Origin of the sequence: Streptomyces sp. VNUA24, from assembly GCF_029167005.1 — a bacterium.
In the GTDB taxonomy this organism is placed as follows: Bacteria; Actinomycetota; Actinomycetes; order Streptomycetales; family Streptomycetaceae; genus Streptomyces; species Streptomyces scabiei.
Map to the genome: position 1 here is coordinate 227,544 of NZ_CP119143.1, position 11,353 is coordinate 238,896.

Genomic DNA, 11,353 nt, shown 5'->3' on the forward strand with positions numbered 1-11,353 from the left:
TCGTGGCGTGTCGGTTCCGTGGTCAGGTGATGAGGCCGCAGGCCCGGCCGGCCTTCTCCAGCGTCGCGACGGCGGTGTCCAGGTCGGCCTGCGAATGGCCGAGGTTGACGATCGTCCGCAGCCTCGGCAGGGTCCTTGGCACCGCCGGGTAGACGATCGGCTGGACGAACAGCCCGTCGAGCTGGCACGCGCGGGCCATGGCTCCCGCCTGTTCGGCGCTGCGGCAGATGATCGGCACGACCGGCGTCTCCCCGGTGAGCGTGTCGAAGCCCAGCGCCCGCAGCTGCTCCCGGTAGCGGGCGGTCCGGGCCCGCAGTTCGCGGGGCAGTTCCGGCGCCGCGTCGATCACCTCGATCGCGGCCCTGGCCGCCGCCACCTGGGCCGGTGTCGCGGCGGCGGAGAACATCCAGCCCCGCGCGTTGTTCTTCAGCGCGAAGACGAGGTCGCTCGATCCGGCGATGTAACCGCCCGCGCTGGGCACGGTCTTGGACAGCGTGCCCATCTTCACGTCGACGCGGGCCGGGTCGATGCCGAAGTGCTCGGTGATACCGCGTCCGGTACGGCCGAGCACACCGAGGCTGTGCGCCTCGTCCACCATGAGCGGGGCGTCGTACCGCTCGCACAGCTCGACGATGCCCGGCAGGTCGGCCACGTCGCCGTCCATGCTGAAGACGGCGTCGGTGACCACCAGCCGTCCCGCGTCCCCCGCCTTCCTCAGGGCGCGCTCCAGGTCGGCGAGGTCGTTGTGCGCGTACGTGACGACCTTGGCGCCCGACAACCGATAGCCGTCGAGGATGCTGGCGTGGTTGTAGACGTCGCCGATGATGACGTCGCCGGGGCCGACCAGCGCGCCCACCGTGGCCACGTTGGTGATGTAGCCGCTGGAGAAGACGACGGCGTCCTCGGTGCCCAGGAACCGGGCGAGCGTGAGCTCCAGTTCGCGGTGCAGATGGAGGGTGCCCGCGAGGAGCCGTACGCCGTGGGCGCCGGTCCCGTGCCGTTCCAGGGCACGCAGCGCCTGCTGCTCGATGTAGTCGTGTCCGATGAGGCCGAGGTAGCTGTACGAGGCGAAGTTGAGGAACCAGCGGCCGTCGAACTTGATGCGGGCGCCCCGGGCCTCCTCGATGACGGGTTCGTAGAAGTACTCGTCCTTGGCGACGACCACCCGGTCCTCCACGGAGAGGGTGTCGATGCGCCGGTCCAGGAAGGTGCCGTCGGGCCTGCTGGAGAGGCGGCCGGGGAGGGTGCGTCGGGGGATGCGGGCGGTGGGTCGGGGTGCCTCGGGGGCCGGAGCCGTCCGGGACGTGGTCGCCCCGGAAAGCGGCGCGTTCGTGGGGTGCGCTGTGCGTGGAGCGGCCGGGAGGGGTCGGGCGGGTGCCGGGCCGTGCTTGGGGCGGGCGGCGGGTTCCGGGGCGCGGAAACGGTCCCAGTCGGGGACGAAGGAGTCGGCCGTGCTCCGGTGCGCGGCGGCCGGCGCCGGGCGTTCCCTCTCCGGGGCCGGGGCGATGGGGCCAGGGGCCGGCGGGGTGGGCACGGGCGGTGTCGCGGGGGCCTGGGTCGGCGCGGTCGTACGGGTCGGCGGCTGGAGGTGGGCGGCGAGCGCGCCGACCGTGCTGTGCTCGAAGAAGACCACCGGGTCGACCTCGAAGCCGTCGGTGGACAAGGCGGCTGCCAGCTCGACCGCCATCATCGAGTCGAGGCCCAGCTCCAGCAGTTCGTCCTCGGGTGCCACGTCGTCGACGTGCAGGACGTTCGTCAGGGCCGTGGTCAGGGACAGCCAGAGCCCGCGTTCCGGTGTCACAGCGGTCATGGGTTCTTCCTTCGCGTCGACGGCGGCGGACAGGACGTAGTGGGCGGGTGGGCGGCCGAGGACGGTGCGCAGCAGGGCGACTCCGCTGTCCGCCGTGAGGACCGGGACACCGCGTGCGGCGGCCTTCGGGGCGATGCCCTCGCCCATGCCGACGTTCCACAGCCCCCAGCCGAGGCTGAACCAGGGCTCGCCGTCGGCGCGTCTGCGGGCCGCGTAGCCGTCCAGGTAGGCGTTGGCCGCCGCGTAGGAGCTCTGCCCGAGGTTGGCGCGTACGGAGGCGACGGACGAGAAGAGGGCGACGAAGTCCGGGGGGCCGCCGCGGGCGATCAGCTCGGCGATCGCGTGCACCCCGCCGGTCTTGGGGCCGAGGACGTCCCCGATCCGGTCCGGCGTCAGTGTGCGCGCCAGGCCGTCGCGCAGCACTCCGGCGGCGTGGAACACCCCGTCGTAGCGTTCGGCGCCGTCGAGCACCTCCGGGAGCCGGCGGACGTCCGCGGCCACGGTGTCCAGGTCGCAGAGGGCACCGAGTCGGTCGAGCCGTGCCCGCGCCTCCCCCGCGTCCGGGACGGTCCGGCCCACGAGGGTCAGACGGGCACACCCTTCGGCCGCCAGGAACTCCGCGACCCGCAGACCGATGCCGCCCATGCCGCCGGTGATGAGGAAGCGCCCGCCGCGGAACCGGGGAAGCCGCGCGCCGCCGTCGGACGGTGGTTCCGGGGCGCGCCCGCTCGGCTCCAGCGAGGGCCGGTACCAGCCGCCCGTGCGGCGGGCGAGTTCCGGTTCGGTCTGTCCGAGTACCTCCTCCAGCGCGGTCGCCGTGAGCTCGGCACCGGCTTCCAGGTCCACCAGACGGACGGTCGTGCGGGGGTGTTCCACACGCAAGGTGCGGCCGAGTCCCCACAGGGAGGTCATGAAGGGGTCGACGCTCTCCTCTCCCGCCACCTGGTGGGCCCCGGCGGTGACGATCAGCAGATCGGGCATCGGCGGACGTGCCGCGAGCCGCCGTACCAGCGTGAACACCCCCTGCAGGGCCTTTCCCACCCGCTCCTCCCTCGCCGGGACGCCCGTGGGCGCGGCGTACAGCACCGCGCCCACGGGCGTCCCGTCGAGCACGTCCGTGAGGCGCTCCTCGGTCAGCTCGTCCGGCGTCAGACGGACGACGGACCGGCCCTGCGGCGCCGGTATCGGCTGCGCCGAGATGAGGAGCAGCGGGGCATCGGAGGCCCGGGGGACGACGGCCGGTTCGGTCCCGCGCCAGACGACGGTCTCGATCGAGCCGCTCGCCGACCGGGCAGATCGGGCGGACCGGGCCGACCGGTCCCGCTCCCCCACCGCCCCGGCGGGCCGGGGCGGGGCCGGTGACTTGAGAGTGACGCGGTCCAGTTCGAGCAGCACCTCGCCCTGCTGGTTGCAGACGGTGGCTCTCCCCCGTACGGCACCGCCCAGGGACCCGGCCGACGCGTCCCGCTCCACGAGGGCGAGGACCGTGCCGGAGATCCGCCGACGGGCCACGAGCCGGCCCACGAACCACGGCAGGCACGCCCCGGCGGCCCCGTCGTCGACCATGCCCAGGGCCTGGAAGACACTGTCGAGCAGGGGCGGCGGCACGAACCGGGTCCCGTGCAGGTCGTCGTCCGCGCGCAGCACCACCAGCATCCGGTCCGGCCCCCGGTACGCGGACCGGATCGCCCGGTAGGCGGGCCCGTACGTGATGCCGCTGGCCCGCCGCCACGCGGCCACGTCCGTCAGCGGGACGGACCGCGTGCAGTCGGCCCGCAGCCCGGTCAGGTCGACGTAGTGGGGCGGTGGCAGGGGGACGCCACTGGCGTGCGCCGTGCTGTGCTCGACCGGCGCGCCGTCTCGGTCGGCCGGGTGCGAACGCAGCGCGCAGCGCCCGTCGTCGGCCGTGACCACACTCAGGTCGACGCCGGGCCCGGTCACCCGCAGCGGGGCGCGGAAGGTGACGTTCTCCAGCGTCCACACACGGTCGGGCCGTCGGGTGTCGCAGGCGGTGAGCAGGGCGTCGATCTGGGCAGCGGCCGGGACGACGGGGGTGTCACCGATCCGGTGGTCGTAGACCAGCGGATCGGTGGCGGCGAGATGGACCCGGGTGCCGCTCATGTGCGTAGGTCGAACCGCTCGGTGGCCTTGACCAGGCCGTTCACCTGAATGTCGACCGCGTGCTCGCCCGCGTAGTACCGGCGGGTCTGCACCTCCTTGAGGGGGTGGCTCTTGCGTACCACCCGCCGTTCGCCGGCGGCGAGTTCGAGGGTCGTCAGCTTGAAGACCTTGGGGATGCTGCGGCCGTTCTTGCGCACGTGGTGGACCACGTAGTCGACGGTGACGCTGTGGGCCCGGTCGTCGGGGTTCTCGACGGTGAAGTCGATGACGACGGTGTCCCCGACGACCACCGCCCCGGGGGTGACGCGCAGGTCGGTGACCTGGACGAGTTCGCCGCCCGTCGCCCCGAGGAGGGCCAGGGCCTGCTGGTCGCCCTTCTTCACCAGGGTGCGCAGGGCGTGCTTCACGATCCAGTTCGTCTCGGGGGTGGGGCTCTCCTCCAGCCAGCGCAGCGCGGTGGCGAGCGCGATGTCGGGGGTGTCCTTGGAGATGTCGTTGAGGTTGTTGGCGACGGACTTGCGCACGTACTCGGAGGGGTCGCTGCGCAGGGGTTCGAGGATCTCCAGGAGGGGCGCAGGGTCCTTCACGAACACGTCGAGGGTGCGGGCCCAGGGCAGACGCGGGCGGATTCCCTCGCTGGCGAGGCGCCGTACGTTGTGGCTCGGGCTGACCGCCCACTGCGCGACGCGCTTCATGGTCATCGCGTAGTGATGCTCGACGAAGGGCCTGATGGCGTACTCGCCGGTGTGGCGCCGGGTGATCTCCTCGATGGCATCCAGCGAGACCTCGGGGTGGTCCCGGCCGTACTCCTCCACGAACCTGGCCACCGGCATGAGGAACCAGCTGGTGTTGAACATGCCCTCGCCCTCGGCGAGGTCGTCGCCGAGGATCGACACGAGCACGGCCACGGCGGCCGGGTAGTCCTCGGGGAGCCGGGTGCGCAGTCCCTCGGTCAGGACGAGGACGCGGTCCTTGAGTTCCTTGCCGGGGATGCGCTGTTCGACTTCGGTGGCGTATCCCTCGACGTCGAACTCGGGGTGGAGGGCGCGGACCTTGCCGCCGATGAGGCGCGCGGCCTCACCGTTGAAGTGTCGCTTCAGTCCGTATTCGCTAGCCATGGTGCTCGGGCCTCTTCGTCTCGTGCGGATGGGTGCTGTCGGTGGTCGTGGTGTCGGGGCCCGGTGCGGCGGGCGTGCCGGATGCGATCCAGAACCGGCGGCGCCGGAAGGGGTAGCCGGGGACGGTGGCGACGCTCTGGTGTTTGCCGTGATGGAGGCCGGTCCAGTTCAGGTCGGTGCCGGTGTGGTTGTGGTGCGCCGTCAGAGCGGCGTGGAACTCCGGCTGGTCCGCACGGCCCCGCCGGAGGGTGGTGATCCACGCGCAGTCGAGGTCGGGGCGCTCCTCGGTGAGCGTGGCGCGGGCGAGCGGGACCAGTTGCGGATGCGGGCCGATCTCCCAGACGGCGTGGGGGTCCGTCTCGGCCAGGGTGGTGACGGCCTGGGCGAAGCGGACGGGACGGCGGATCGCCTGGGCCCAGTGCCCGGGGTCGGTGGCGGTGACATCGCTGTGCCAGGTGCCGGTGAGGGTGTCGGCGAAGGGGATCGAGGGGGGTGCGAGCGGGGTGGCGGCCACAGCGTCGGCGAAAGGGGCGAGAGCGGGTTCCATCACCGCCGAGTGGAAGGCGTGGCTGACTGTCAGGGGCTGTACGCGGGCGGAGGTTTCCCGGCGGAAGCGGGCCATCACCTCCTCCGGGCCGCTGACGGTGTGGACGCGCGGCGCGTTGTGTGCGGCGATCTCGAGGCCGGGGTACGCCTCCAGTTCGGCCATGAGGGCCTGTGCGTCGGTGTGGACGACGGCCATGGTTCCGGTCGCGGGCTGGGCCTGCATCAGCTCTCCGCGCAGCGCGGTCAGCCGCAGCAGGTCGGGCAGGGCCAGTACCCCGGCCGCCCAGGCCGCGGTCAGTTCGCCCAGGCTGTGCCCGGCGACCACGTCGGGCCGGACCCCGGCCGCCCGCAGGGACGCCACCAGGGCGACCTGGACGCTGACGATGCCGATCTGCGCGTACCGGGTCCGGTCCAGCAGATGCCGGGCGTCGCCGTACAGCAGGTCCGGCAGGTGCACGTCGGTCCAGGGGACGAGCAGGTCGGCGCATTCCTGGAGCGCGTCGCGGAAGTGCGGCTCGGTGGCCCTCAGCCCCTGGCCCATGTCGGCGTACTGCGAGCCCTGCCCGGTGAAGAGGAACGCGGTCGTCGTCGCCGTACGGGTGTGGCGGGTCGGGGGTGTGGTGGCCGAGGCGACCTCCGTGAGCCGGGCGGCCAATTCGCGGGCCGTGGTGCCGTGCACCGCCGTGCGGTAACGGTGGGCAGAGCGTGCGGTGTTGACGGTGCGGGCGAAGTCGCCGAGCCGGTCCTCGGCGGTACCGGCCAGCTGGTCGGCGTAGGCGCCGGCCAGGTCGCGCAGGGTGGCCTCGTCCGCCGCGCCGACCCGCACGATGTGGCTGTCCTGCGGGAGAGGGGTGTCCCGGGGCGCCGCCGGTGGCTCTTCGACGATGACGTGGGCGTTGACGCCGCCCATGCCGAACGCGCTGATCGCGGCCCGCCTCGGGTGACCGCCACGCCGCCACGGCTGAGGGCGGTCGGCGAGGTAGAAGGGCGTGTCCTCGAAACGGATGTGGTCATTGGGGCGGGTCACGTGCAGCGTCTGCGGGATCACCTCGTGCTCCATCGCCAGCAGCACCTTCACCAGACCCGCCAGACCGGCGGCCGGCTCCAGATGACCGACGTTCGACTTCAACGACCCGATCGCACAGAACTGCGCCCGCTCGGTGTGCTCCCGCCACGCCCGGGTCAGCCCGTCGATCTCGATGGGGTCGCCGAGGCTCGTCCCCGTACCGTGCGCCTCCAACAGCCCGACCGTCTCCGGGGGGATCTCCGCGTCCCGCAGCGCCGCCGTGATGACGTCCCGTTGGGCGCGGGGGCTCGGGGCGGAGTAACGGGTGGTACGGCCGCCGTGGTTCACGGCCGCGCCCTTGATGAGGCCCCGGATCCGGTCGCTGTCCCGCCGGGCGTCGTCGTACCGGCGCAGGACGACGGCGACCGCGCCCTCACCGGGGACGAAGCCGTCGCCGGTGCTGTCGAAGGCTCGGCAGCGGTGCCGTGGTGACAGGGCCATCAGATCGCCCATCGAGCGGAAGTACTCCGGGCTGATGGCGGCGTGCACAGCACCGATCACCGCCGTGTCGATGTCCCCGGCGCGCAGGTGCTGCAAGGCCGTGTGCACAGCCACCAGCGAGGACGAGCAGAGGGTGTTGACGAGTGCGCTCGGGCCGTGCCAGTCCATCAGGTAGGACAGCCGGTTCGCGATCATCGCCTCCAGGCCCAGGCCCCGGCCGTCCGGTACGCCGTGGTGGGCGCGCTCCTCGTGGTAGTGGTCGTGGCTGTACGCGATCCACAGTCCGGTACGGCTGTGCTCGGCCCGCTCGCCCGCCCGTGCCCCGTCCTCCAGGGCCTCCCAGATCGTTTCGTACACGATCCTCGCCTGGGGGTCGATCAGGGGCGCTTCCCGGGGCGAGATCCGGAACGGGCCCGGGTCGAACTCGTCCACCGCCTCCAGGAACGAGGCGTGCGGGGCGGGTCCGTGCGACGGCCGACTCCAGCGGCCGTCGGGCAGCGCGCGCACGGTGTCCCGGCCTTCGCGCAGGAGATCCGCGAAGCCGGTGAGGGTACGTGCGGTGGGGAGACGGACCGCCGCACCGACGACGGCGATGTCGCGGGAGCGGGGGGTGTCGGGTGTGGGGCCGGGGGCGGGTGTGCGGTCGGGGGCGGGTGTGGGAGCGGGCGCCGCGGGCCTCGTGGTGGACGGGCGGGGGGCCGGGGTCGGGTCGGCGGTTGTTCGGGGTGTGGTGGTGGGCTCGGCGGGCGCGGGCGGCGCGGCGGGGATTGACGTCCCGTCGGTCGGGCGGGGCGACGGGGTAAGTGCGGCGGCCAGGTCCGGGGCCTCGGTCAGGACGAACTCGGCGAACTGCCGGGGTGTCGGGTGCTCGAAGAACACCGTCGGGTAGAGGGACAGCCCGAACTCCTGGGAGATCCGCTCGCTCAGCGACACCAGGCCCACCGAGTCGAACCCGGCGGACAGGAACTCCGTGTCGGCGTCGTCCGCGGAGGTCCCCGTCAGCTCCAGGAACCAGTCGAGCACCCGCCCGGGCATCGTCGGCCGGTCACCGCGCGCCGCGGGGGCAGGGGCGGGCACAGGGCGGAGGGGAGGCGGGGTGGTGGTGTCGCGGGGCCCGGTCGGGGCCGTACTGCCGGCGACGGTGCCTGCCTTGGCGGCGGGGACGGCCGCAGCCGTACCTCGGGACGCCGCAGCCGTGTCTCCGGCCGCAGCGCCTGTCGTACGGCCGCCGTCGGCCGCCGTCGCCGCACCGCCGAGCGCGGCCACCTCGTCGCTGAACGCCTCCAGCGGCACCCTCTTGGACGACATGTCGCCGAAGACCAGAAGCGGCAGGCCCGTCGCGTCGGTCACCGTCTGGGTGACGCGGCAGGCCTCCTCGTTCCAGAAGGCGATCTCCGTGCGGACGTAGGCCGCGTCGTCCAGCGGGCCGTGGACGTCCACCCGGCCCGCCGAGAGCGGAATGAACGCGGACGCCTCGGCGGCGCCGAACACCGGGTTGTCCGGGGCGATCGCGGCGATGGTGACGCTGTCGAGCAACCCCGGGAACAGCTGGACGCCGGGCGGGTTCGACTCCCGCTGGCGACGCCCCTCGATCCGGGCGAGCGTGCCGCCGTCCGGGAGGCCCGCCACCCAGGAGATGTTCCGGTAGTAGCGGCCGTGGTGGTAGCCGATCCTCCGCAGCCACCGGTAGAGACCGGAGCCGGCGTGCACCTGCGCGCAGGAACCGATGAGTGAGGCGATCGGTACGGGGGCCGGTTCGGCGGCGGGCTCGCGCAGCAGCCGGCCGGTGACGAAGGGGTCCCCGTTCCGGTCGTCCGCCACGGTGAACCGCCCCCGCGCGTCGACGCGGCACACCACGCGGCACGCGCCGGAGGGGATCAGTGGGCGGTGGAACAGCAGGTCCCGTACTCCGTGGAAGGGTTCGCCGCGCAACGCGGCGCCCTCGCGCAGGAACTCGAACCACGCCACCCCCGGCAGCATGATCCTGCGGTACACGGCGTGCTGGGCAAGGGCGGTCTCGCCGGGCCCGAAGACCCGGGTGAAGACGTATCCGTCGGTGCCCTCGTCCCGGACGAGTTCAGCGGGCGTGCCGGGTTCGGGCGAGCGCTGAGGCTCGCGCAGGTCGAGGGCCCGGCCGCGCGGCTGGGCCGACGGCAGCAGGCGCTTGTGCCATGCCGTGTCCCCTTGGCGGGCGGCCCAGTCGATGTCCCGGCCGGCCCCGAAGAGGTCGGCGGTGAGCGCGGCGAGTACCTCGGCCACGTCCCGGCCGTCGCGGGCCCGGGCCAGGCGGGCGCACAGGTCGGCGGCGGCGGTGGGCTGGTGCGCGGGCTCGGGGGCCGGGTCACCGTCGTGGCGCAGGACGTCGGCCAACGCCTCTTCGAGCGGTACGCGGCCCCAGGCGAACTCCCGGATCGCCTCCCACCCCGGGGGCAGGTCCACCGCGCTGTCCGGCAACCCCGCGTCGCGCAGCGCCACCGTGAGGGCGACTCCCTCGCTGATGCGCAGCAGTTCGCCGGTGAAGTCGTTCAGGCGTGCTCCGGTCGCCGTCTCGAAGCGGCCGATGATCTCGTGCACGGGCGGCACCGAGCGGTCGAGGGCGACGAGCCAGTCGGGGGCTGTCTCGTCCTCCCGGGGCCGCACGCATACGGCGAGCAGGCCGGGCGCGGCGGTGTCGGACGCGTCGTACCGCAGGAGCCAGGCGCGCAGGGCGGACGTCAGTGCCGTGGCGTCGGCGCCGCGGACGGCGACCCGCTCGGAGCGGTGCGGACGTGCCAGCCGCGCGGTGGCGCACACGTCGTCGAGGTCGTCGGACACGGTGGGCAGGAACTCGATCCACTGCGCGACCAGTTCCCGCAGCGCGTACGGGGTGTCGGCCGACAGGGGCAGGACGTGGACCGTACGGGGCTGCCCGCCGGAGCGGTTCCGGGCGCGCGGAGCCGGGGGTACGGCTTCGGCGACGACGTGCGCGTTCGTCCCGCCGAAGCCGAAGCCGCTCACCGCGGCGCGTCGCACGGTCGTCTCGGGCCAGGGGCCGTGCGTGGCGGGGAGGTGGAAGGGGCTGTCTGCCAGGCCCAGGCGGGGGTTGGGCTCCTCGACGGTGAGCGCGGGGACGATGCCGTCGCGCAGCATGACGATGACCTTGGCCAGTCCCGCCAGGCCCGACGCCGAGTGCAGATGGCCGATGCGGCGCTTGAGGGAGCCGAGTGCCACGGAGTTGCGGGGCACGCCGTGCCGGCCGAACACCTCGGTGAGGGCGCGCGCCTCGATCGGATCGCCGATGGCCGTGCCGGTGCCGTGGGCCTCGACGTACTGGACGGTCGCGGGGTCGATCCGCTCGTAGACCTTGCCGAGCAGTTCGACCTGGGCCTCCACGTTCGGCGAGGTGACGCCCATGGTGCGGCCGTCGTTGTTGACGGCGGTCGCGGCGATGGCTCCGAGGACCAGGTCGCCGTCGGCCAGTGCCGCCCGCATCGGCTTCAGGACCAGGGCGACGGCCCCCTCGCCGGGCACATACCCGTCGGCCCTGCGGTCGAAGGTCCGGCACAGGCCGTCCGGGGACAGGGCTCCGGTGCGGGAGAGCAGGACGAAGGTGAGCGGGTCGATCAGCAGGTCGACCGCGCCGACGACGGCCAGCTCGCAGGCTCCCGCCGTCAGGCTCTGGCAGGCCAGCCAGACGGCGGACAGGGAGGACGAGCACGCGGTGTCGACGACGAGGCTGGGGCCCGCCAGGTCGAACCGGTCGGACAGCCAGGCCGCCATGAAGTTCTGCGACCGGCCCCAGAGGGAGGCTGCCCTCGGCTCCCCGGCGAGGCCGGGTGCCTGGGCGCCCCCGGGGCCCGGGCTCCGTCCGTGATCGAACCCGTAGCCGTTCATACGGGCGCCGACGAACACGCCCGCGTCGAGCCGCCGACGCGCCCCCAGATAGCCGGAGTCCTCCAGGGCCCGGGCACCGACCTCCAGCATCACGCGCTGCTGCGGGTCGAGGAGGACGGCGTCCTCGGCGCTCATGCCGAACGCCGCGTGGTCGAAGGAGAACGGGTCCAGCAGGAAGGCACCGCGGTGGTGCGTGCCCTGGTGGGCGCCGTCCCCGAGGTACAGCCCCCGGGCCCAGCGGCTCGGCGGGACGTCGTCGACCTCGACCCCGTCGTGCCTCAGCAGGGCCCCGAAGTCCGTGACGTCCTCGGCCCCCGGGAGCCGTACCGCCATGCCGATCACGGCGATTCGGCTGTCGGGCTCGCTCACAGCGGTCCT

Annotated in this window: 3 protein-coding genes; all 3 read right to left on the reverse strand. The window is 73.5% G+C overall.

Going from position 1 to position 11,353, the window contains the following annotated elements:
• Positions 1-22 precede the first annotated feature (22 nt).
• The 3 genes from PYR72_RS00960 to PYR72_RS00970 are packed head-to-tail and all read right to left on the reverse strand — an operon-like array spanning position 23 to position 11,344.
• Entirely contained in the window at positions 23-3,931 is a 3,909-nt protein-coding gene (locus PYR72_RS00960) for an aminotransferase class I/II-fold pyridoxal phosphate-dependent enzyme (protein ID WP_275453354.1), read from the reverse strand.
• Positions 3,928-5,049, reverse strand: a complete 1,122-nt coding sequence (locus PYR72_RS00965) for a DNA alkylation repair protein (RefSeq protein WP_275453355.1) — start codon at positions 5,047-5,049, stop codon at positions 3,928-3,930. The genes PYR72_RS00960 and PYR72_RS00965 overlap by 4 nt, the downstream gene beginning before the upstream one ends.
• Entirely contained in the window at positions 5,042-11,344 is a 6,303-nt protein-coding gene (locus PYR72_RS00970; RefSeq protein ID WP_275453356.1) for a type I polyketide synthase, read from the reverse strand. The genes PYR72_RS00965 and PYR72_RS00970 overlap by 8 nt, the downstream gene beginning before the upstream one ends.
• Positions 11,345-11,353 lie beyond the last annotated feature (9 nt).

Bases quoted from the DNA above. Each gene is read 5' to 3' on its own strand.
- PYR72_RS00960 (WP_275453354.1), bottom strand. From the start codon at position 3,931: ATGAGCGGCACCCGGGTCCATCTCGCCGCCACCGATCCGCTGGTCTAC.
- PYR72_RS00965 (WP_275453355.1), bottom strand. From the start codon at position 5,049: ATGGCTAGCGAATACGGACTGAAGCGACACTTCAACGGTGAGGCCGCG.